The sequence below is a fragment of the Candidatus Phyllobacterium onerii genome, from assembly GCF_028331445.1.
In the GTDB taxonomy this organism is placed as follows: domain Bacteria; phylum Pseudomonadota; class Alphaproteobacteria; order Rhizobiales; family Rhizobiaceae; genus Phyllobacterium; species Phyllobacterium onerii.
In genome coordinates this window covers 281,205-301,249 of the sequence record NZ_JAQMHX010000004.1, presented here as the reverse complement: position 1 = coordinate 301,249, position 20,045 = coordinate 281,205, and the positions used below count along the sequence as shown (strand labels likewise).

Here is a 20,045-nt window from a genome sequence, read left to right as displayed (position 1 = left end):
CACGATCATGCTCGGTCAGCACGATTTGTGTAAAATCATTGTTGGAATGGTAAAAATCCGATGAAGATTGTTAGTGCTCAGGCTGGATATCCGGCCGGACGAATCCTTGGCTCGCGATGAGAAGATTGCGCGTGTATTCCTGCGTGACCTTGCGTTTGGCAAGCTCCGATGCCGTCAACCGCTCCACTTCGGCACCATTCTGCATGACCATCAGCCGGTCGCACATATGGGTAACCACGGCAAGATCATGGCTCACCATGAGGAAAGTCAGTTTCCGGTCGCGCCTGATCTGCTCGAGCAGGTTCAACACCTCCGCCTGAACCGAGGCATCGAGCGCCGATGTGGGCTCATCAAGGAGCAGGATCGATGGTTCGAGGATCAGCGCCCTGGCAATAGCGACGCGCTGACGTTGACCGCCCGACAGCTGGTGCGAATAGCGGAAGCGGAAACTCGACCCCAATCCCACTTCGTCGAGTGCGCGAAGGATACGCTTTTCGATATCACCGAATCCATGGATCACCAGCGGTTCCAGGAGCAATCGATCCACTGTCTGGCGCGGATGCAGCGAGCCATAAGGGTCCTGAAATACCATCTGTACTTCACGGTAGAATGCCTTGGTGCGGGACGAACCCAGCGTCGTGCCGTTGACGGTAATCGTTCCGGCGCTGACCGGAGCGAGACCTGCGACAGCACGCAGCAATGTGGATTTTCCCGAGCCGGATTCACCGACGAGACCAAAGGATTCGCCCGGCGCCACGTCGAAGCTGACACCGCGCAGGGCGAGAAAGCGGTCGAATTTCACTTCAAGCTTTTCAATGACCAATGCGTTGGACCGGGTTGATGTCATGCGGCCCACTCCGGCTTGCGGTCAAGCACCGGCAGCGGATGCCGGTCGGCGCCGATCTGCGGCATGCAATTGAGCAAGCCTTGTGTGTAGGGATGCTTGGCATTGTGCAAATCGGTTGCGGCAATCTCCTCGACGATCCGCCCCGCATACATGACGATGACGCGGTCGCAGAACGATGAAACCAGCCGCAGATCGTGAGAAATGAAGATCAGGCCCATGCCGCGATCCCGCACCAGATTGTCGAGAATACGCAGCACGTCGAGTTGCACGGTCACATCCAGCGCCGAGGTTGGCTCGTCGGCGATCAGCAGTTCAGGGCCGGTGATCAGCATCATGGCAATCATGGCGCGCTGCCCCATGCCGCCCGAAACCTCATGCGGATGTAAATCGTAGACCCGCTCTGCGTCACGGATCTGCACGGCGGCAAGCATGTCGAGCGCCCGTTTGCGTGCCTCGGCTTTGCTGACCTTCTCATGCGTCCTGAGTGTTTCGACGATCTGCCGGCCGATACTCATGACAGGATTGAGCGAATATTTCGGATCCTGCAGGATCATGGCAATGCGGTTGCCGCGAAGGCTCCGCCGCTGCTTCACCGAAGCCTCCAGCAAGTCGATGCCGTCGAAGTTGAGCTTCCGGGCAGTGATCTTTGCATGCGGCGGCGTCAACCCCATGATGGCGCGGCCGGTCTGCGACTTGCCTGAACCGGACTCGCCGACGATGCCCAGGCGCTCGCGGCCAAGCGTGAAGGAAACGCCGCGCACCGCATCGACGGTGCCGTTACGCGTCGGAAACTGCACGCGAAGGTCCTCTACAGTCAGCATGTTGCTCATTGATTGCTGCCCCGCGGATCAAGCGCGTCGCGCAGGCCATCGCCTAAAAGATTGAAGCCGAGGCTGACAATCAGGATGGCAAAGCCCGGCGCTGCCGCAACCCACCACTGATCCATAATGAAGCGTCGTCCTGAAGCGATCATGGCGCCCCATTCCGGCAATGGCGGCTGTGCACCGAGGCCAAGAAAGCCAAGCCCGGCGGCAGTCAGGATGATTCCCGCCATGTCCAGCGTTACACGCACGATCAGCGATGAGAGACACAGCGGCATGATGTGACGCAGCACGATCCGAATTGGCGACGCACCCATCAGCCGCACCGCGGCGATGTAGTCGGAATTGCGCACGGTCAGCGTTTCAGCGCGGGCGATACGCGCATAGGGCGGCCAGGAGGTGATCGCGATGGCGATGACCGCGTTCTCGATGCCAGGCCCGAGGGCGGCGACGAAGGCCAAGGCAAGAATAAGCTTGGGAAACGCCAGGAAGATATCGGTGATGCGCATCAGAATTGAATCGGTCCAGCCCCCAGCATAACCCGCAATAGTTCCAACCAGAAGCCCGATAGGCGCTGCAATGATGGCAACGAGGATGACCACATAAAGCGTGAGCCGCGAGCCATAGATCAACCGCGAAAGAATATCGCGGCCCTGGTCATCGGTGCCAAGCAGATATTCGCCGCCCGGCGGCAACAGGCGCGCATTGCGCAAATCGCCGACCACCGGCGAATGTGGCGCAAGCACATTTGCGAAGGCGGCGACAAGCAGCAGCGCAATGATGATGCCGAGACCAACGACTGCAAGCTTGTTGCTGGCAAAGCGGCTCCAGACCAGATAGGCCCTGCCGAGCCGAGCCTGCATGCGCGATTGCGGCCGGTCGCTCATCAGCCATTCACGGCGGGAAAGGGGGCGTGTTATCATCTCAAAACCCACAAAATTGGGCAGAGGGCGGCGAAACCGTCGATTTTTGAGCACCGGAGCGCAGTGTACTTTTGGGTACATGAGCACCGGAGCACAGAAAATTGACGTTTGCAGCCCGCTCTGGCAAATTTTTCATCGTGCGCGCGTCCGTGGGTCAAGCGCCCGATACAAAAGATCGGACAAAAGGTTGATGGCGACGAAGACAGTGCCAATGATGATCGTACCGCCCAGCACTGCATTCATGTCGGCGTTCTGCAGCGAATTGGTGATGTAGAGCCCCAGCCCCGGCCATGAGAAAACTGTCTCGGTCAGCACCGAGCCCTCGAGCAATCCGGCATAAGACAGCGCGATCACGGTGACCAGCGGCACCGCGGCATTGCGCAGGGCATGGCCCCAGATGATGCGTGTTTCGGAAAGGCCCTTGGCTCGCGCAGCGACGATATATTCCTGTTCCAGCTCATTGAGCATGAATGATCGCGTCATGCGGCTGATGTAGGCCAGCGAGAAATAGCCGAGCAGCGAGGCGGGCAGGATTATAAAGCTGAAAATGTTGCGAAACGCTTCCCAGTTCTGCTGCAGAACGGCATCGAGCAGGTAGAAGCCGGTGATAGGCGTGAAGGTGTATTCATAGACGACGTCGATACGGCCCGGACCCGAAGTCCAGCCGAGCTTGGCGTAGAATACGACAAGACCGATCATTCCGAGCCAGAAGATCGGGACCGAATAGCCGATGAGACCGATGACGCGAACGATCTGATCGATGATGCTGCCGCGTTTGACCGCCGCGAGAACGCCCAACGGCACCCCGAAAACCGCGCCGATGAGCGTGCCGAATGTCGCAAGCTCCATCGTGGCGGGGAAGACGCGTCTTATGTCCTGCATCACAGGATTGGTGGTCAGAACCGAATTGCCGAAATTACCCTCCAGCACGCCCTTAACGTAGATGAAAAACTGCTCGTAGAGTGGCAGATTAAGACCGAGTTCTTCGCGTACCCGTTCGACCACGTGGGCAGGCGCCCTGTCGCCAACTATGGCAAGAGCCGGATCGATCGGAATGACGCGTCCGATAAAGAACGTGACGGCGATCAGCCCCAGGAACGTGATGATGCCGATCAGGATGAACCTGCCGGCGGCCCAAGCGAAGTTGGTAGCCCAGGCGCCTGAGCGCCTGGACTCCAGTTGCATGTCGGGATTGGTCAACGGTGCGAACCCCGGATCACTTCGAGATATTGAAAACGTAGTTCGTGTCGAATGACGGTCCGAGCTTGAAGCCCTTGAGGTTCGAACGATAGCCCGCAACCTCGATCTGCTGGAAAATCATGATGAAGGGGCTGGTTGCGAGAACTTTTTTCTGCAGGTCCTGATACATCTGTGCTCGTTTGGCACCATCTCGCTCAAGCAGGGCAGCCTTGGTTTCCTTGGTCAGGTCCGGCACATCCCAGGCGTTGCGCCACGCCAATGTCTTATTTGTGCCTTCGTCGGAATTGTTGGGGTTGTTGGTGAAGGTGTCCGCATTGGAGTTCGGATCCCAATAGTCCACGCCCCACTGACCGATATACATGTCATGGGTACGAGCACGGTACTTGGTCAGTGTTTGCTTACCATCACCCGGGATGATCTCCATCTTGACGCCGCCCTGAGCGAATGTCTGCTGTACGGATTCGGCAATGCCCGTCACCGGCTGATTGTTGCGTACGTCCATGGTAACGGTGAAACCATCCTTCAGGCCTGCCTTTTCGAGCAATTCCTTGGCTTTGGCGACATCGAGCTTGTAAGGGTTCTCGTCGAGTTCGCCGAGGACGCCCTTCGGCAGAAATGTCTGGTGGATTTCACCAATGCCCTTGATCAGCTTTTCGCCGATAGCGTCATAATCGACGAGGTATTTCAGCGCCTCGCTTACGCCTGGCTTGGCAAGATCTGCGTTCTTTTGATTAAGGCTGATGTAGTAGACGGTGCCTTTGGGCGCGTTGGTGGTCGCAATGTCGCTGTTCTTGACCACCTGCTCCAGATCGTTGGGCTCGAGATTGCGGGCAATGTCGATATCGCCCTTCTCAAGCAGCAGGCGCTGCGCTGCGCTTTCCTTGACGTGACGATAGATGACACGCATGAGAGGCGCCTTGGTGCCCCAGTAGTTGTCATTGCGTTCCAGCACGATGATTTCGTTGGCGCGCCAGTCGCGGATTTTCATCGGACCGGAACCCGCATAGGCGGTCTTCAGCCATGCCCAGCCAAAATCATCATTGACGACATGCTCGGAAGTGAGCTTCTTGTCGACAACCGAGGCGACTGTCGCAGTCAGGCAGTTCAGGACGAAGCTCGGCGCGTAAGGCTGATCGACCGTGAACACGAAGGTCGAAGGATCGGTTGCCTTGGCCTTTTCGGTTACATTGTCCGGCTTCAGGCCAAACTGGGTCAGGATGAACGCCGGGCTCTTGTCGAGCTTGACGGCGCGCTCGAACGACCAGGCGACATCATCGGCCGTGACCGGATTACCCGACGCAAATTTCAGGCCCGGCTTCAGTTTGAAAGTATAGGTCAGGCCATCATCGGAAACCGTCCAGCTTTCGGCGACATCGGCAACGACCTTCGAAGGATCGTTGATATCGAGCCGAACGAGCTTGTCGTAAGTATTGCCGTTGATTTCACCGGTGGTGAGTTCGAATGCTTCAGCGGGATCGAGCGTTATCACATCATCGATGGCGAAGGCTTCGACCAGTGTGTCGGCCGGCGTCTCGGCCCATGCCGGTAGACCGGAAAGCAACATAGTGGACAGCGCCGCGCTGCCAAGCAGAAGCCGGAATTTCGGGTTTATCTGTTTCATCAACATTGTTCTGGTTCCCTGTTTATGAGCAATTTGACTTTTTTAGTTTTCTTCGTGCCAAGCCGAGCGTAATACCCGCAGCCAGTTTTCGCGGCAGATTTTTGCCAGGTCATCTCCGGCATATCCGGCGTCCCGCAACGCCGCGACAAGATTTTGATTGCCGCTCGCATCGGCAATCTCGCCGGGGATTTTAGCACCGTCGAAATCAGAACCAAGCGCTACGCAATCGATACCCATGCGGTTGACCATGTAGTCGATGTGGCGGACCATGTCGGTCAGGGGCGTATCGGCATTCTCACGCGCGTCGGGGCGCAGCATGGCCACTGCATAATTCAGCCCGACGAGCCCCCGGCTTTCTCGTATGGCGTCAAGCTGCTTGTCTGTCAGATTGCGCGCGACAGGCGTCAGCGCGTGAACATTGGAATGACTGGCGACAAGAGGCTGATCGCTGATCCGCGCCACATCCCAGAAACCCTTTTCGGTGATATGCGCGAGATCGACGAGGATGCCGAGCCGATTGCAGGCCTTGACCAGTTCTTCGCCGATCGCGGTAAGTCCAGGGCCCGTATCCGGGCTCATCGGATAGGCGAAGGGCACACCGTGGGCGAAGATATTGTTGCGGCTCCACACTGGACCGAGCGAACGCAAGCCGGCGGCGTAGAATACATCGAGCGCGGCAAGATCACCGTCAATCGCCTCGCAGCCCTCCATATGGAGCACCGCAGCGAACATATCGTTTTGCATGCACTCGGTAATCTCGGCCGTGCTGCGGCATAATTTCCAACCGCCGGAACGCTGGAGCTTCAGCGCTATCGAAGCCATTTCCAGCGCGATGTCGAGGGAGGGAGAACGCTCCAGTGGTGCGGCGAGCGGTGTCGAATAATGGCCATTGGCGTCTGGTGCCTTGAAGGCAAGATCACCGGATGGAACATAGATGGCGCAGAGCCCGCCGATCAACCCGCCCTTGAGCGCCCTGATCTTGTCGATGTGCCCGGAGGTGGTGCCTTCGATGAACTCCTGAACCGGATCCGCTCCGTCTCTCGAATGTTTCCACAACCGGTAAAGCACATCGTTGTGACCATCGAAGACAGGCTGCATTTCAATTCCCGATCAGATTGACTTGAAAAAAGACCGCATGTTCGCCGGGTAATCTTTTGTCGACCTCTCGGTGCCCGCCGCCTTTTTCGACAAAAGATCATGATGCCCGCGAACAGGCAAGAGAGTTGTTGTACAAAAGTATAAAAAGCCCCTGGGTTGCAAACCGCTGACGAGTGGCTGTCTGGCGTAACCTGCGGATCGTGGCTGTCGCGCCTGCGATGTGAACTATCTCTCGATTGGCTATTGATATCAAACTCCACCATATGATATCACGAACCTCAGGAGGTTGAACAATATGCCGGCTGTCACTGTTAGAAATCTGCCAGAGGAAACTCACCGCGCGCTGAAGCTACGTGCAGCTCAGCATGGTCGCAGTACCGAGGCTGAAATCCGCGAGATACTTGAGGAGGCAATCCGTCCGAAGGACCGCGTTAAGGTTGGTTCGGAGCTTGCCGCATTTGGCCGTCGATTTGGCGGTCTCGACCTCGACGTACGACGTGATCAAACACCCGCCGAACCGGCAAAGTTTGAATGATCATACTCGACACAAATGTCGTTTCAGAACCGATGAAATCCGACGCCAGTCCTGCTGTCTTGGCTTGGCTCGACAGGCAGGCGGCAGAAACGCTTTACCTCACGACCACAAGTATGGCCGAGTTACTATTGGGGATAGCGATTTTGCCGGGCGGCAAGCGTAAAGAAGGTCTGGACAACGCACTCTCCGACCTCATGAGCTATCTTTTTGGGTCGCGCATACTGACGTTCGACCAAGCTGCTGCTAAAGCCTACGCGCCTCTTGTCAGTCGCGCGCGCGTTTCAGGCACCATCGCAGTTGCGGACGGCCAAATTGCCGCGATAGCTACGGCCAATGGATTTGCCGTCGCTACACGCGACACCCGCCCATTTGCCGCCGCTGGTGTTGCAGTCATAAACCCTTGGCTTGAGGAATAACTGCGCAATCGCGATGATACCTAAACGTCGAGATTGGCCACGCTCAGCGCATTATCCTGGATGAATTCACGCCGGGGCTCGACATCGTCGCCCATCAGCCTTGAGAACAGGCTGTCGGCATCCGTCGCATCATTCACCTTCACCTGCAGCAGTGAGCGCGCATTGGGATCCAGCGTCGTTTCCCAGAGCTGGTCGGCGTTCATCTCGCCGAGACCCTTGTAGCGCTGCAACGATAGACCCTTGCGCCCGGCGGCAAAAACGGCTTCCAGCAGGGCAATCGGTCCTGCAACGGAATCCGATTTGTCCTTGCGGCGTAGAACCGGCGGCTTGGAATAGATATCATGCAGACGCGCCGAATAGCGGTCGAGCTGGCGTGCATCGGCGGAACCGATCAGCGCCATATCGAGTGTGACCGTTTCCTTGACGCCGCGCAGCGAACGCTCGAAGACATAGCCGTCGACACCATCATCCGGCGCCGCCAGACGGCCGCTCCAGCCCTTTTCGGTTTCCTCTGCGATCAGATCAAGGCGTCCGGCGACCTCGGTCACCAGCGCCTGGGCTCTCGCCGTGTCAGAAATGGCTTCCGGGTTGAGAGCACCGGCAATCGTCGCCTGTTCAACGACCGCGCGATCATAACGGGTGTTCAAACCCTGCAGCAGATGACGAACAGCCAATGCGTCGGTGATGACGGAGCGCAGGTCGGGACCGGTGCGAACCTCACCGGAGTCGAGCTCCAGCGCGGCTTCTTCCAGCCCGGAATCGATCAGAAATTCCTCATAGGCGACTTCGTTCTTGATGTACTGGGAGGATTTCCCGCGCGAAACCTTATAGAGCGGCGGCTGCGCAATATAGATATGGCCGCGCTCGATCAGCTCAGGCATCTGGCGGAAGAAGAACGTCAAGAGCAATGTGCGAATATGCGCGCCATCCACGTCAGCATCGGTCATGATGATGATCTTGTGGTAGCGCAGCTTGTCCGGATTGAACTCGTCCTTGCCGATGCTGGTGCCGAGTGCCAGAATCAGCGTGCCGATCTGGTCGGATGACAACATGCGGTCAAGCTTGACGCGTTCGACATTGAGAATCTTGCCACGCAGCGGCAGGATCGCCTGGTTCTGGCGCGAACGCCCACCCTTGGCGGAACCCCCGGCGCTGTCACCCTCGACGATGAAGATTTCCGACTTGGCCGGATCTTTTTCCTGGCAATCGGCAAGCTTGCCCGGCAGCGAGCTGATGCTCAGCGAATTCTTGCGGGTGATGTCGCGCGCTTTGCGAGCGGCTTCGCGAGCGGAGGCCGCCTGGATAACCTTTTCGACGAGCACCTTGCCCTCAGCCGGATGTTCTTCGAGCCAAGTCGACAGCGCCTCGTTGACGAGGCTCTCAACCACTGCGCGCACTTCGGACGAAACAAGCTTGTCCTTGGTCTGCGAGGAAAACTTCGGGTCTGGAACCTTGACGGAAAGAACTGCGGTCAAACCCTCACGGCAATCATCGCCGGTGAGCGTCACCTTGGCCTTCTTGGCCTGGCCGGTGTTTTCCGCATAGCCGGTCATCTGGCGTGTCAGCGCGCCACGGAAACCGGCGAGGTGTGTGCCGCCATCGCGCTGCGGAATATTGTTGGTGAAGCAGAGAACATTCTCGTGGTAGCTGTCATTCCACCACATGGCGACTTCAACCACCGTGTCATCACGCTCGCCGCGAATATAGATTGGCTCGGTGACCAGCTCTTTCTTGCTGCGGTCAAGATACTTGACGTAGGCGGTCAGTCCACCCTCATAGAAAAGTTCAAGATCGACAGGATCGGCATGGCGGCGATCGGAGAGCAGGATACGCACACCCGAATTCAGGAAAGCGAGTTCGCGCAGCCGGTGTTCGAGTGTCTTGAAATCGAACTCCACCATGGTGAATGTGTCGGTCGATGGCAGAAACGAAACTTCCGTTCCGGTCAACCCATCGGAATCGCCCGTCTCCCGCAATGGCGCATCGGCGACGCCATGGGTGAAGCTCATCTCGTAGATTTTGCCCTGGCGGCGAATCTTCAATCTCAGCCAGACAGAGAGCGCATTGACGACGGAAACGCCAACGCCATGCAGACCACCGGAAACCTTGTAGGAGTTCTGATCGAACTTACCGCCCGCATGCAGCTGCGTCATGATGACTTCCGCTGCGGAAACACCTTCGGAGTGCATATCCGTCGGGATGCCGCGACCGTTGTCGGTCACCGTGCAGGAACCATCCGGATTCAATGTGACAGTGACGCGCGTCGCGTGGCCCGCAAGCGCTTCGTCGATGGCATTGTCGACGACTTCGTAGACCATGTGGTGAAGGCCGGATCCGTCATCCGTATCACCGATATACATTCCAGGGCGTTTGCGTACAGCATCCAACCCCTTGAGGACTTTGATGGACTCCGCACCATATTCCGGTGAGGATTCGACTGTCATCTCGGGTGTATCACTCATATAAAATTCAATCTTTCCTGGACAGCCTGAGAGCCCGCTTTGGAAGTCGCTACGGCGAGGCATATGGCGTGGTTTTCGAGAACCGGAGCACAGCGTACATTAAGTACGTGAGCACCGGAAGCGCAGAAAATCGCGTCAGATGTCCGCCGCAGCAGACTTTCCAAACGGGCTCTAAACTGGCGCGCCCATCCTTATAGCATAGCTTGGGCGAATCATGGCCCCATTACCGCGTTAGATATAGTGATTAATGCAGGTTTTTCCAATTCTGGAGGGCTTGATATCCACGGATGATGGCGGGAATTTGCCCCTTGCGGCGCAACATGCCTGCAAGCCATATCGCATGACAGCGGATTGGGCGTTCCCCGACAGGCTGCCTCATTTGCAGCAAACAGCATCCCCTACCGCCCGATGGTTCCCATCGGGGCGCGCCGGAAATTGACAATTTCTGCACGGACTCAAATCATTCGATGATCTGCACGCTGCCCTCGGCGGCCGGCTTTGCAACGGGCGATTGCGCATCGAGGAACCCTTTCACCTCGCCAAAAGTGAGGCTGCCGTCACGATTATCGTCGATCTTATCGAAGTGACCGGTGAAATAACCCGCGCCTGCCTTTTCTGCCGACCCAATGGTGACGAGTCGCGTTGCAGGATCAGCCGCATGATCGAAAAGGGCCTTGATCCTGGCGTCGACTGCAGCATTCACCGCTTCACGGGACAGGGGAACTCCACCTTGGTTCAATCGATTTGACGGCGGCACAGTGCTCCGCAACAATCGTCCCTGTATCTGTCTGTCAGGCTTGAAGTGCGCCATGGTTTCGGCAGCGTTCGATGACGTTACCTGCCATTGCATGGCAAATACCACCGCCATTCCGATGACAAAACGAACCTTCATGGCTGCACCCTTTCAGGACGAGGAGAACGCATGGCGGTCAACACGTTACCCGGCTGCGGCTGATCGTAGAATGTATCAAGATCACTCAGCACTCGGACATAGAGAGCGAGTTTGTCTTCAGGGCCATCTTCAGGACCAATACCATGACCGGCTTCGTACAGTTTGACGGGGACTTTCATTGCTGCCGGCAACGCGGCAAGAACAAGCTCCGACTGGTAGAAAGGTGTGTTGAGGTCGTAATATCCGTGCTGAACCAAAACCTTTAAATCGGAGTTGAGGCGAAGACTCTCGGAGAGGTCCGGAATACTTGATACTTCCCTGTCGGGCTTGATGGGATCATTGGGATGATGCGACCCGAAATCCCAACTGTCGATGACTTCGCCATTACTTCCCATGTAACCTAAATTGGAACTATAGCCTATAAATTCCCTTTGATATCGTTGGGCAAGAGGATCGAAAACGTTTCTGCGGTCATATGCCGGATCGGTATCGGAAAGTTTGATGGTCATCCGCCCATCGGCGAGCAACAACATCCTGTCTTCGCCTGAATCGAAGAACCAGCTGAATTCGAAGCTGTTCATGTTCGGTTCTTCTATCCAGGGATTGTTGGCTTTACTGTCGCCAGGCGCGTAGATCTTACCTATGCCGGTCAGTCGATACAACCGGTCCAGAAAGGGCGGAGCCTCTGGCTGCTTGAGAAAAGCTTCCCATTTTGTCCGGTCTTTTACCTTTCTATTATCGACGCCACTGAAAGACGAATAATAGTATTTGTTATAATCCCGGACAAATGCGCCTAAATCGTCCGGAATTGCCTCGATCGGCTTGCCGCTGCGTTCAAGGGATTTCTCCCAGTCAGCAGCAACCGCGGCATAGGTCCGAAGATTACCGCCGCATGGTGCATCATTCGACAGACAATCTGCTTCATAATCGAGAACCGGCGAATTCAGAATCAAGCCGGCAAGAACGTTCTTCGAATCCTTCTTCTCGGTATATTTGGTTGTCCCGCTTTCAATCAGCATCCGCCCGATAATTGGAACGCGAATGCCGCCATACGAAACACCATAGAGATATTTTGGCGATTCCTGGCGTTGATTGGCGTTTATATATTGGATTATGAAATCGGCGAGTATGCTTGCGTCATCATCGACTCCCCAAAAATCACCATTTTTATTTGGAAAGATGGCTTTGGAATAGCCCGTGCCAACCGGGTCAACAAAGACGAGGTCCGTCTTGTCGAGCAACGTGTTGGGGTTATCGGCCAACGCAAACGTTGGCGCATCCCAGTCGAACCGCATCGGTCCAAGGAAACCAACGTCCATCACTGCCGAAGCGCCACCCGGGCCCCCGTTGAAAATGAAGGTTAACGGACGTGTGGTCTTTGGCAGGTCTTGCCGCGTATAGGCCGTGTAGAAAATTGCCGCCTTCCCAAGACTGCTCGCCGAAGCGTTGCGGGAACTTTCGGCCTTTAGATGTCCGGCCGTTACTGCGAATCGTATCAGGCTGCCTTTCAGATAAATCCCATTTATTTTGCTGGTTGGCCTTTCACTGAATTCGTTCTCGTAAAACTTGCCCTCTGGCCCATAGTCAGGATCACTCAAGAATTCCGGGTGGATAGCGGGAATGTCTGGTTCTTGCTTAGCCTGCGAAAGATCCGGAATTTCAAACGTGCTGATGGCGGATCCACTGACATCCTCTTCCTCAGAATCCGAGCCCCCGCTGCACGACGCCAGAAAGACCGCCAGAAAAAGCCAGCACAGGCGAAAAAGCATAGTGAAAAACCTCACAATATCGATTTGAATATGTTTCTGGTATGTTCTTCAAAAAATGATGCGCAAAATAGACTGTCGGACGTAATCAGGCTGAACCTGAACGCATTCGGCTCTTTGCGTCAAGGCAGCAATTAGTAGGGTAAGGAGCCGCCAATTCCGGTCAATTGGTGGACATTTTCCCCGCTTGTCCCCACATCCATGGCGGAGGTGATGAATGGATACGATACCGACCGCTTTTGTCCCGCCGGCGCCAGTACCGCGTACCGGTCCGGTCGGCACATTGCAGCTTATTCGCACCATTTACCGCAATCCGCTGGAGCTGTGGGGGGAGCCTTCTTATAATGAACCCTGGGTTTCCATCGACTGGTCCTTCGCCCACACGATCATCGCCAATGATCCGGGGCTGATCCGTCATGTGCTCGTCGACAATGCGAAGAATTACAAGATGGCGGCGGTACGCCAGCGCATCCTTCGCCCCATCCTGCGCGATGGATTGCTGACGGCGGAAGGCGATGTCTGGCGGCGTTCGCGCAAGGCGATGGCGCCGGTTTTCACGCCGCGACACATCGATGGTTTCGCGGAAAGCATGAAGCGGACAACCGATGTTTTCGCCGACCGCTACGACGGTCTTACCGGCACGACCGATGTATCGCGCGACATGACCATGCTGACCTATGACATTCTTGCGGACACGTTGTTTTCCGGAGAAATCGCCGGTGATCCGGACCAGTTTTCCCATGAGGTCGACCGCCTGTTCGAAACCATGGGCCGGGTCGATCCTCTCGATCTTCTCGGAGCACCAGCTTGGCTGCCGCGCTTCACCCAGATAAGGGGTCGCCGCGCTCTCGCCTTCTTCCGCCAGATCGTCGCCAACACGATGGAGATGCGCAAGGCCCGCATGGAAAAGGAAGGTGACAAGGTCCCGAATGATTTCCTAACCCTCCTGCTGAAAGCCGAAGGTCCGCGGGGGCTTTCGCGCGCCGAGATCGAAGACAATATCATCACCTTCATTGGCGCGGGCCACGAAACCACCGCGCGGGCACTCGGGTGGACACTGTATCTATTGGCAAAGGCGCCATGGGAACGCGATCTGATCGAGCAGGAGATCGATGCCTTCATGGGTCAGCGTGAGGTCCCGCCGCCGCATCGATGGCTGGACGCCCTGCCCTTCACCCGCTCGGCATTCGAGGAGGCCATGCGGCTTTACCCACCCGCGCCGTCGATCAATCGCGAACCTATCGAGGACGATCAGTACAAGGATTTGAAGCTTCCAAAGGGTGCCGCCGTCCTTGTCATGCCCTGGACCGTGCACCGGCACCGGCTCTACTGGGAAAACCCCGAAGCTTTCATGCCCTCGCGCTTTCATCCGGAAAATCGCGACAAGATCGATCGGTTCCAATATCTGCCATTCGGTGCCGGGCCACGTGTCTGCATCGGCGCCAGCTTTGCCCTGCAGGAGGCGATCATCGCTTTGGCGACCCTGCTGCATCGCTATCGCTTCGATATCGCAGAGGATATAAAGCCATGGCCCGTGCAGAAGCTGACGACACAGCCGGACGGCGGATTGCCGATGAGTGTGACAGCGAGACGGTAGATGCCGATTATCTTCCCGTTGTGGGGGAGAAAGTGATTTCAGCATCTTAGCCCTTGCTAAGTGCTAGAAATCGCAAGAGCGAGGATTTGCTTCATTGAACTACCCCCTCACTTGGATTTTCCAAGGATTTAGCAAAGAAACTAAATCCAGGAAAATCCTTTCTGTCCCGCAGAGGGAAGAGATAACCGCCGCCGCCATCTCTTGATTTCACCAGAAATTTAATATATATTTATTTCCAGTGAAAGGACATCCCATGCGAACCACCGCGCAACCTATTATCGACACTCCAAGCAAGACTGCCGTTGTGTCCAAGGCGCTGCTGCGTTCCGCTGAATTGCTCGGTCTGACCGCTAGAGAGCTGTCAACCGTCGTCGGTCTGTCCGAACCCAGCATTTCCCGGCTCAAGCGCAACGAAGGAGTTGCCGGCCCGCTCACCGGCAAGAGCTATGAACTCGCGCTCCTGTTCATCCGCCTCTACCGTTCGCTCGACGCGATTGTCGGCGGCGACGATGGCGTAGCGCGGCAGTGGATGCGAACTGACAATACCATGCTCGGCGGCAAGCCGCTCAACCGGATCAAAACCATTGACGGTCTCGCCCATGTCCTCGCCTATCTGGACGCCCGCCGCGCTCCTATCTGAGTCGCGATCTCTGCACGGCGCATGCTGGCGTCTGGTTGAAGCGCAGCACCGCGTTTCCACCATGAAGCTGGTCGACACGCTCGACGAGCAGGCCGTGCTTGAAGACGAGCTTGAAGCCACCAAGCCACCGCTTCCGCCAGCGTGCGTACATCTCGATTACCTGTTGGCGACGCCGTTTCGCTATGGCCGCTATCCCGGCAATTCGCGCTTTCGGCGCGAAGGTTATTCGCCCGGGGTTTTCTATGCCAGCGAGAACGTTGAAACCGCTGTGGCGGAAACCGCCTTCTACCGCCTGCTGTTCTTTGCCGAAAGTCCCGCCACACCTTGGCCGCGCAATGCGCTGGAGTTCACCGCATTCGAAGCACGTTACGCCACCACCAGCGCGATCGATCTGACTGCAGTACCCTTCATCGAGCAAGCGTCACAGTGGATGCATTTGACCGATTATTCCGCTTGCCTTGATCTTGCCGACAAAGCACATGAGGCGGGTATCGGCCTTATACGCTATCAATCCGTGCGCGATCCACTTGGCGGGATCAATCTTGCGCTGCTTTCGTGCGGCTGCTTTGCCATGCCGAACCCCGTTCGCATGACAACATGGCGGCTGCATTTCTCCAGCTACGGCGTCAACGCCATCTGCGATCATCCAGAAGTCAGGCTTGGGTTGAGCCGGGAGATTTTTGCCAACGACCCGCGACTGGCGGAAAAGTCCAGATCATAATTTCATTTTTTGGCTTGACAGATTCATAACTGTAGAGCTATGGATTAATTCATAGCTCACGGGTTATCAATTATGGACACAACAGCCGACAGTATTTTCCGCACTCTAGCCGATCCGACACGCCGCGCGATTTTCGAACAGCTGATGCGGCACGGCGAACAAAACGTGCGGGGATTGACGGAGTATTCCGGCATCTCGCAGCCCGCCGTATCCAAGCATCTCGGCGTGCTCAAGCTTGCCGGCCTGGTGCGGGATAGGCCCGACGGGCGCCAAACCCACTATAGCGCAGAACCACAAGGTCTTGCGCCGCTGATCGACTGGATGGGCCTCTACGGCGCATTCTGGCGTGAGCGGTTCGATCGTCTCGAAGATTTGCTAAACAGGATGGACCAATGACACAACATGCTACAGCTACACGTTCCCTTATCGTCGAACGGGAAATGCCGCACGCGCCGGAAAAGGTCTGGCGTGCACTCACCCAAGGCCCGCTCATCGCTGATTGGCTCATGAGCAACGACTTTGAGCCCGTCGTCGGTCACAGATTTAACTTCCGCGCCCCGCCAATGCCGAACTGGAACGGCGTCACCGATTGCGAAGTTCTGGTGGTAGAACCGCAGCAGCGCCTCTCCTATAGCTGGAGCGCCTCAGGCGATGAAGCCGAAAACGGCGTCAAGACCATCGTCACCTTCACGCTCACCCCCGTGAAAGACGGCACCTTCCTGCGCATGGAGCAATCCGGCTTCGGTCAAAACGACGAAGCCAATTATCGGGGTGCGCAATATGGCTGGCAGAAATTCATCGGACAGCTTGAGCACGTGGTTGATAAACTCGCCTGATATCCAACAGCGCAGAAGCTGCGACCATCTCACATTGCTGAGATGGTCGCAGACGTTTAAGACAGCCTGTCAGCGTGCCAGGCGATATGATCGGCCATGAAAGTCGAGATAAAGAAATATGAGTGATCATAGCCGTCGCGCATGTTGAGCGTCAGCGGGATGCCGACTTTGGCACAGGCCTCTTCCAACAGCCAGGGCCGCAGGCCGTCATCAAGAAAACCATCGGCCTTTCCTTGGTCTACCAGGAGCTCGGGCACACGATAGCCGTCCTCGATCAGCGCCACGCTGTCATAGGCCCGCCATGCCGTTTCATCGTTGCCGAGATATTTCTCGAAGGCGGGACGCGACCAGCCCGCAACCATCGGCCGTGCAATAGGCGCAAAGGCGGACACCGACCTGAAGCGTTCCGGATTTTTTAAAGCCAGGGTAATGGCACCATGACCGCCCATGGAGTGGCCAAAAATGCTCTGGCGCGTCACGTCGACTGGAAACTGCGCGGCAACCAGTTCGGGAAGTTCATAAGCGATATAGCTCGCCATACGATAATTCGTCGACCAAGGTTCCTGAGTGGCATCCAGATAGAAACCCGCACCGCTGCCGAACTGCCAATTGTCCTTTTCATCGGGGACATTCTCGCCGCGCGGGCTGGTATCCGGGCAGATGATGGCAATTCCAAGCTCGGCGGCAACGCGGCGATATTCGCCCTTGTCCATGACGTTCTGATGAGTGCAGGTCAGGCCCGACAGGTACCAGAGCAGCGGCACCGGATGCTCCTTTGCCCGTGGAGGCAGGAAAACCGCGAACGTCATGTCGCACTGGCAGGCGTCGCTGCGATGGCGATAGACGCCCTGAATACCCTCAAAGCTTTTGGCGATCGATAGCGTTTCCATAAATTCCCCTGATTATTGACCCAGCGAAACGATGACGTTGACAGCGGCCGCAACAAGCACCGTGTTGAAGACGTATGAGACAATGGCATGTAGCAGATTAATCTTGCGCATATCTGTACTGGTGATCGCAGTATCCGATGTCTGGGCCGTCATGCCAATAACGTATGAGAAATAGAGAAAATCATAGCCGCCGGGCTCCTTGTCGCCCGGGAAATCGAGGCCGCCGACATGTTTGCGGGGCGTCTGCTTGGCACCCTCCGCCGTCTCGTCCGGCTGCCAGTAGAGATGGGCATAGTGGATGGCCGCCATCATGTGTACGGTGAACCAGCCAAGCGGCACTGCGGCGAGAGCCAGCGAGAGATCGAACGGGTGCGGATCCTCGCCGGAATTGATCAGCACGAAAAGCGAACTGACGGCGACGACGACCGTGCCGAAGGTCACCGCAAAAATGATCCACACGGGTTCATCGGATTTGGCGGCGTTTTGGTGCAGGTATTCCGGTGTCAATTTCCGGACCTTGATGATGGAAAGAACCAGATAAATCACGAAGAAGACATTGGCCGCGACGACATAGGCATTGCGTGGCGCAAAGTACAGCGCCAGAGCGAGAGTGATAATCCCGACGAAGGCGGCAAGATAGAATGGATTATGCCGCTTCCACATCGCGTCTCACTCCGTGGTCAGCGCGGCGGGGCGCTGCATGTCGACATGGGGAATCCCGTCTTCGAGATATTCCTCCGAGATCGGCACGAAACCGAAGGATCCATAAAACCGCAGCAACTGGCTTTGCGCCGATAGTTTGATCGGGCTTTCGGGATAAAGCCGCTCGCACTGCGCGATGGCCTCGACCATGAGCCTGTCGCCAAGCTTCTTGCCACGATGTTCGGGTGAAACGACAACCCGGCCTATCCGCGCCGCCGGATCGGTTTTCGCCGGCTTCCTGATTCGCGCGCTTCCGACGAGGTCGCCTCCGGAAAGCAGCCGCAGGTGGAGCGCATCCCCATCCTTGCCATCCAGCTCGGGATAGGGGCATTTCTGCTCGACCACGAACACATCCACCCGCAATTTCAGCATGTCATAAAGGTCGCGCGGGCTAAGCTCGTCCAGCCCGCTCAAGACAACCTTGAGGTTCTCATCCATCAAAATGTCACAACGCTGCGAATCGACTTGCCCTCATGCATGAGGTCGAAGGCGGTGTTGATCTCGTCGAGCGGCATGGTGTGGGTGATGAGCGAGTCGATGTCGATCTTGCCTTCCATGTACCAGTCGACGATTTTCGGCACATCCGTGCGGCCGCGCGCACCGCCAAAGGCCGTGCCGCGCCAGTTGCGCCCGGTGACGAGCTGGAATGGGCGCGTCGAGATTTCCTTGCCGGCTTCCGCAACGCCGATGACGATGCTGGTACCCCAGCCGCGATGACAGCATTCCAGCGCCTGGCGCATGACGTTGGTGTTGCCGGTCGCGTCGAAGGAGAAATCCGCGCCGCCATCCGTCAGGTCCTGGATCGCCTGCACGACCTTGTCGTTGCCGACGTCGTTGGGATTGATGAAATCGGTCATGCCGAACTTCTTTGCCATCGCCACCTTGCCGGGATTGAGGTCGACACCGATGATCTTGTCGGCGCCGACCATGCGGGCACCCTGGATGACGTTGAGGCCAATCCCGCCGAGGCCGAAGACCACGACATTGGCACCCGGCCAGACCTTGCCCGTATAGATGACAGCGCCGATGCCGGTGGTGACGCCGCAGCCGATATAGCAGATCTTGTCGAAAGGCGCGTCCTCACGCACTTTCGCCAGCGCGATTTCCGGCAGCACGGTGAAGTTCGAGAAGGTCGAGCAGCCCATATAATGGAACACCTCGCCGCCATCGCAGGAGAACCGGCTGGTGCCGTCGGGCATGACGCCCTGGCCTTGCGTGGCGCGGATCGAGGTGCAGAGGTTCGAGCGCTGCGACAGGCACGTCTTGCACTGACGGCATTCCGGCGTGTAGAGCGGAATGACATGGTCGCCGACCTTGAGCGAAGTGACGCCCGCGCCGATCTCGCGCACGATGCCTGCGCCTTCATGGCCGAGAATAGCGGGAAACTTGCCTTCGGAATCAAGGCCGGAAAGCGTGTAGGCGTCGGTATGGCAGACACCGGTCGCCATGACCTCCACCAAAACTTCGCCAGGCTTCGGTCCGCCGATCTCGATGGTTTCGATGGTCAGCGGTTTCTTGGCTTCCCAGGCAACGGCGGCGCGCGATTTCATAAAGTCTCTCCCAATGCGTCTCGATCAATGCAACGTAGTGATTTGCTGGTTGCACTATCAGGATCGCACCAAGGGTCGTCAATCGAATGAACGACATTTCTTATCGGGAATGGCGTGCCTCTCATGGCGCGCCTTTTGCCAAAGTGGCCGTTTCTTACTCCACGACCTGCACCTTCGCCGCAGCCCTTGCTCTGGCGGCAGGCAGGGGCGAGCGGCCATCGAAGAAGGTCTGCACCTCATCGAAACTGGCATAGCCGTCATGATCAACGTCGATCTGGGCAAATTGATCGGCGACGAAGCCCCAACCCGCATCGTTGGCTGCTTGCGCTGTCAGAAGGTGATTGGACTTCGCTGCCGCCTCGAATTTGGCCCGCAGTTCCTTGTCAAGCAGCTTATGGATCGATGCCGCATCTTGCTTTTGCGTTTTGGCTCCTGGTTTCGGGTGCCACATGCGGTCGCCGGCATGGCCTGACCCGGCCGTTACGGTGAAGAGAAGCGCGATGATGATTGTGCGTGAAATGGTCATGG

22 protein-coding genes are annotated in these 20,045 nt (G+C 57.0%); 8 read left to right on the top strand and 14 right to left on the bottom strand.

Annotation, left to right across the window (positions count from 1 at the left end):
* Positions 1-70: 70 nt before the first annotated feature.
* The 6 genes from PHA01_RS11760 to PHA01_RS11735 form a co-directional block, all read right to left on the bottom strand.
* Positions 71-847: an ABC transporter ATP-binding protein gene (locus tag PHA01_RS11760; protein ID WP_271895601.1), complete on the bottom strand. Its 777-nt coding sequence runs from the start codon at positions 845-847 to the stop codon at positions 71-73.
* The gene (locus PHA01_RS11755) at positions 844-1,677 is read right to left on the bottom strand and encodes an ABC transporter ATP-binding protein (protein WP_271895599.1); all 834 of its coding nucleotides are present in this window, start codon (positions 1,675-1,677) and stop codon (positions 844-846) included. The genes PHA01_RS11760 and PHA01_RS11755 overlap by 4 nt, the downstream gene beginning before the upstream one ends.
* Positions 1,674-2,591, bottom strand: coding sequence for a nickel transporter permease (gene nikC / locus PHA01_RS11750; protein ID WP_271895597.1), 918 nt, complete (start codon positions 2,589-2,591; stop codon positions 1,674-1,676). Before nikC ends, PHA01_RS11755 begins: the two co-directional genes overlap by 4 nt.
* A 132-nt stretch (positions 2,592-2,723) precedes the next feature.
* Entirely contained in the window at positions 2,724-3,776 is a 1,053-nt protein-coding gene (locus PHA01_RS11745) for an ABC transporter permease (protein ID WP_271895943.1), read from the bottom strand.
* A gap of 31 nt (positions 3,777-3,807) precedes the next feature.
* Positions 3,808-5,418 carry an ABC transporter substrate-binding protein gene (locus PHA01_RS11740; protein WP_271895595.1) on the bottom strand — a complete coding sequence of 537 codons (1,611 nt, stop codon included), beginning with the start codon at positions 5,416-5,418 and terminating at the stop codon, positions 3,808-3,810.
* 36 nt (positions 5,419-5,454) lie between these two features.
* Positions 5,455-6,510: a dipeptidase gene (locus tag PHA01_RS11735; RefSeq protein ID WP_271895593.1), complete on the bottom strand. Its 1,056-nt coding sequence runs from the start codon at positions 6,508-6,510 to the stop codon at positions 5,455-5,457.
* A gap of 295 nt (positions 6,511-6,805) precedes the next feature.
* Between PHA01_RS11735 and PHA01_RS11730 the strand changes: the two genes are divergently transcribed.
* Positions 6,806-7,045 (top strand): FitA-like ribbon-helix-helix domain-containing protein, encoded by a 240-nt coding sequence (locus tag PHA01_RS11730; RefSeq protein WP_271895591.1) that lies wholly within the window; start codon positions 6,806-6,808, stop codon positions 7,043-7,045.
* Positions 7,042-7,461: a type II toxin-antitoxin system VapC family toxin gene (locus PHA01_RS11725; protein WP_271895589.1), complete on the top strand. Its 420-nt coding sequence runs from the start codon at positions 7,042-7,044 to the stop codon at positions 7,459-7,461. Before PHA01_RS11730 ends, PHA01_RS11725 begins: the two co-directional genes overlap by 4 nt.
* Before the next feature lie 20 nt (positions 7,462-7,481).
* Here PHA01_RS11725 and gyrB read toward each other — a convergent pair whose 3' ends face one another.
* The 3 genes from gyrB to PHA01_RS11710 all read right to left on the bottom strand — a co-directional run bounded on the left by gyrB (position 7,482) and on the right by PHA01_RS11710 (position 12,230).
* Positions 7,482-9,923 (bottom strand): DNA topoisomerase (ATP-hydrolyzing) subunit B, encoded by a 2,442-nt coding sequence (gene gyrB / locus PHA01_RS11720; RefSeq protein ID WP_271895587.1) that lies wholly within the window; start codon positions 9,921-9,923, stop codon positions 7,482-7,484.
* Positions 9,924-10,383: 460 nt separating this feature from the next.
* Positions 10,384-10,815, bottom strand: coding sequence for a hypothetical protein (locus tag PHA01_RS11715; protein WP_271895584.1), 432 nt, complete (start codon positions 10,813-10,815; stop codon positions 10,384-10,386).
* Positions 10,812-12,230 (bottom strand): S10 family serine carboxypeptidase-like protein, encoded by a 1,419-nt coding sequence (locus tag PHA01_RS11710; RefSeq protein WP_271895941.1) that lies wholly within the window; start codon positions 12,228-12,230, stop codon positions 10,812-10,814. Before PHA01_RS11710 ends, PHA01_RS11715 begins: the two co-directional genes overlap by 4 nt.
* 54 nt (positions 12,231-12,284) lie before the next feature.
* Here PHA01_RS11710 and PHA01_RS11705 point away from each other — a divergent pair, with 54 nt between their 5' ends.
* The 6 genes from PHA01_RS11705 to PHA01_RS11680 all read left to right on the top strand — a co-directional run bounded on the left by PHA01_RS11705 (position 12,285) and on the right by PHA01_RS11680 (position 16,375).
* Complete coding sequence (locus PHA01_RS11705; protein ID WP_271895965.1) at positions 12,285-12,719, top strand: hypothetical protein; 435 nt, start codon at positions 12,285-12,287, stop codon at positions 12,717-12,719.
* Between the two features lie 79 nt (positions 12,720-12,798).
* Positions 12,799-14,178, top strand: a complete 1,380-nt coding sequence (locus PHA01_RS11700; protein ID WP_271895582.1) for a cytochrome P450 — start codon at positions 12,799-12,801, stop codon at positions 14,176-14,178.
* Between the two features lie 253 nt (positions 14,179-14,431).
* Complete coding sequence (locus tag PHA01_RS11695; protein ID WP_271895581.1) at positions 14,432-14,818, top strand: MbcA/ParS/Xre antitoxin family protein; 387 nt, start codon at positions 14,432-14,434, stop codon at positions 14,816-14,818.
* On the top strand, positions 14,778-15,539 hold the full coding sequence (locus PHA01_RS11690) for an RES family NAD+ phosphorylase (protein ID WP_271895579.1): 762 nt from the start codon (positions 14,778-14,780) through the stop codon (positions 15,537-15,539). Before PHA01_RS11695 ends, PHA01_RS11690 begins: the two co-directional genes overlap by 41 nt.
* Before the next feature lie 72 nt (positions 15,540-15,611).
* Complete coding sequence (locus PHA01_RS11685; RefSeq protein WP_271895577.1) at positions 15,612-15,935, top strand: ArsR/SmtB family transcription factor; 324 nt, start codon at positions 15,612-15,614, stop codon at positions 15,933-15,935.
* Positions 15,932-16,375 (top strand): SRPBCC family protein, encoded by a 444-nt coding sequence (locus tag PHA01_RS11680; RefSeq protein ID WP_271895575.1) that lies wholly within the window; start codon positions 15,932-15,934, stop codon positions 16,373-16,375. The genes PHA01_RS11685 and PHA01_RS11680 overlap by 4 nt, the downstream gene beginning before the upstream one ends.
* A 56-nt stretch (positions 16,376-16,431) precedes the next feature.
* Here the strand turns inward: PHA01_RS11680 and fghA are convergent, their stop codons facing one another.
* The 5 genes from fghA to PHA01_RS11655 all read right to left on the bottom strand — a co-directional run bounded on the left by fghA (position 16,432) and on the right by PHA01_RS11655 (position 20,043).
* Positions 16,432-17,265 carry an S-formylglutathione hydrolase gene (gene fghA, locus PHA01_RS11675; protein WP_271895573.1) on the bottom strand — a complete coding sequence of 278 codons (834 nt, stop codon included), beginning with the start codon at positions 17,263-17,265 and terminating at the stop codon, positions 16,432-16,434.
* 12 nt (positions 17,266-17,277) lie between these two features.
* Entirely contained in the window at positions 17,278-17,928 is a 651-nt protein-coding gene (locus PHA01_RS11670) for a DUF1345 domain-containing protein (protein ID WP_271895571.1), read from the bottom strand.
* A gap of 6 nt (positions 17,929-17,934) precedes the next feature.
* Positions 17,935-18,405, bottom strand: coding sequence for a GNAT family N-acetyltransferase (locus PHA01_RS11665; protein ID WP_271895569.1), 471 nt, complete (start codon positions 18,403-18,405; stop codon positions 17,935-17,937).
* A complete protein-coding gene (locus tag PHA01_RS11660) occupies positions 18,405-19,517 on the bottom strand; it encodes an S-(hydroxymethyl)glutathione dehydrogenase/class III alcohol dehydrogenase (RefSeq protein ID WP_271895567.1) in 1,113 nt (370 codons plus the stop codon). Before PHA01_RS11660 ends, PHA01_RS11665 begins: the two co-directional genes overlap by 1 nt.
* Before the next feature lie 154 nt (positions 19,518-19,671).
* Positions 19,672-20,043: a hypothetical protein gene (locus tag PHA01_RS11655; protein ID WP_271895565.1), complete on the bottom strand. Its 372-nt coding sequence runs from the start codon at positions 20,041-20,043 to the stop codon at positions 19,672-19,674.
* Positions 20,044-20,045 lie beyond the last annotated feature (2 nt).

What these genes read in the sequence shown, in the direction of transcription:
- PHA01_RS11670 (WP_271895571.1), bottom strand. Translation starts at nt 17,928, where the DNA reads ATGTGGAAGCGGCATAATCCATTCTATCTTGCCGCCTTCGTCGGGATT.
- PHA01_RS11700 (WP_271895582.1), top strand. Translation starts at nt 12,799, where the DNA reads ATGGATACGATACCGACCGCTTTTGTCCCGCCGGCGCCAGTACCGCGT.
- PHA01_RS11695 (WP_271895581.1), top strand. Translation starts at nt 14,432, where the DNA reads ATGCGAACCACCGCGCAACCTATTATCGACACTCCAAGCAAGACTGCC.
- PHA01_RS11725 (WP_271895589.1), top strand. Translation starts at nt 7,042, where the DNA reads ATGATCATACTCGACACAAATGTCGTTTCAGAACCGATGAAATCCGAC.
- PHA01_RS11690 (WP_271895579.1), top strand. Translation starts at nt 14,778, where the DNA reads ATGTCCTCGCCTATCTGGACGCCCGCCGCGCTCCTATCTGAGTCGCGA.
- PHA01_RS11730 (WP_271895591.1), top strand. Translation starts at nt 6,806, where the DNA reads ATGCCGGCTGTCACTGTTAGAAATCTGCCAGAGGAAACTCACCGCGCG.
- PHA01_RS11660 (WP_271895567.1), bottom strand. Translation starts at nt 19,517, where the DNA reads ATGAAATCGCGCGCCGCCGTTGCCTGGGAAGCCAAGAAACCGCTGACC.
- PHA01_RS11655 (WP_271895565.1), bottom strand. Translation starts at nt 20,043, where the DNA reads ATGACCATTTCACGCACAATCATCATCGCGCTTCTCTTCACCGTAACG.
- PHA01_RS11705 (WP_271895965.1), top strand. Translation starts at nt 12,285, where the DNA reads ATGTCCGGCCGTTACTGCGAATCGTATCAGGCTGCCTTTCAGATAAAT.
- PHA01_RS11685 (WP_271895577.1), top strand. Translation starts at nt 15,612, where the DNA reads ATGGACACAACAGCCGACAGTATTTTCCGCACTCTAGCCGATCCGACA.
- PHA01_RS11755 (WP_271895599.1), bottom strand. Translation starts at nt 1,677, where the DNA reads ATGAGCAACATGCTGACTGTAGAGGACCTTCGCGTGCAGTTTCCGACG.
- PHA01_RS11735 (WP_271895593.1), bottom strand. Translation starts at nt 6,510, where the DNA reads ATGCAGCCTGTCTTCGATGGTCACAACGATGTGCTTTACCGGTTGTGG.
- PHA01_RS11680 (WP_271895575.1), top strand. Translation starts at nt 15,932, where the DNA reads ATGACACAACATGCTACAGCTACACGTTCCCTTATCGTCGAACGGGAA.
- PHA01_RS11740 (WP_271895595.1), bottom strand. Translation starts at nt 5,418, where the DNA reads ATGTTGATGAAACAGATAAACCCGAAATTCCGGCTTCTGCTTGGCAGC.
- fghA (WP_271895573.1), bottom strand. Translation starts at nt 17,265, where the DNA reads ATGGAAACGCTATCGATCGCCAAAAGCTTTGAGGGTATTCAGGGCGTC.
- PHA01_RS11665 (WP_271895569.1), bottom strand. Translation starts at nt 18,405, where the DNA reads ATGGATGAGAACCTCAAGGTTGTCTTGAGCGGGCTGGACGAGCTTAGC.
- gyrB (WP_271895587.1), bottom strand. Translation starts at nt 9,923, where the DNA reads ATGAGTGATACACCCGAGATGACAGTCGAATCCTCACCGGAATATGGT.
- PHA01_RS11760 (WP_271895601.1), bottom strand. Translation starts at nt 847, where the DNA reads ATGACATCAACCCGGTCCAACGCATTGGTCATTGAAAAGCTTGAAGTG.
- PHA01_RS11715 (WP_271895584.1), bottom strand. Translation starts at nt 10,815, where the DNA reads ATGAAGGTTCGTTTTGTCATCGGAATGGCGGTGGTATTTGCCATGCAA.
- PHA01_RS11745 (WP_271895943.1), bottom strand. Translation starts at nt 3,776, where the DNA reads ATGCAACTGGAGTCCAGGCGCTCAGGCGCCTGGGCTACCAACTTCGCT.
- nikC (WP_271895597.1), bottom strand. Translation starts at nt 2,591, where the DNA reads ATGATAACACGCCCCCTTTCCCGCCGTGAATGGCTGATGAGCGACCGG.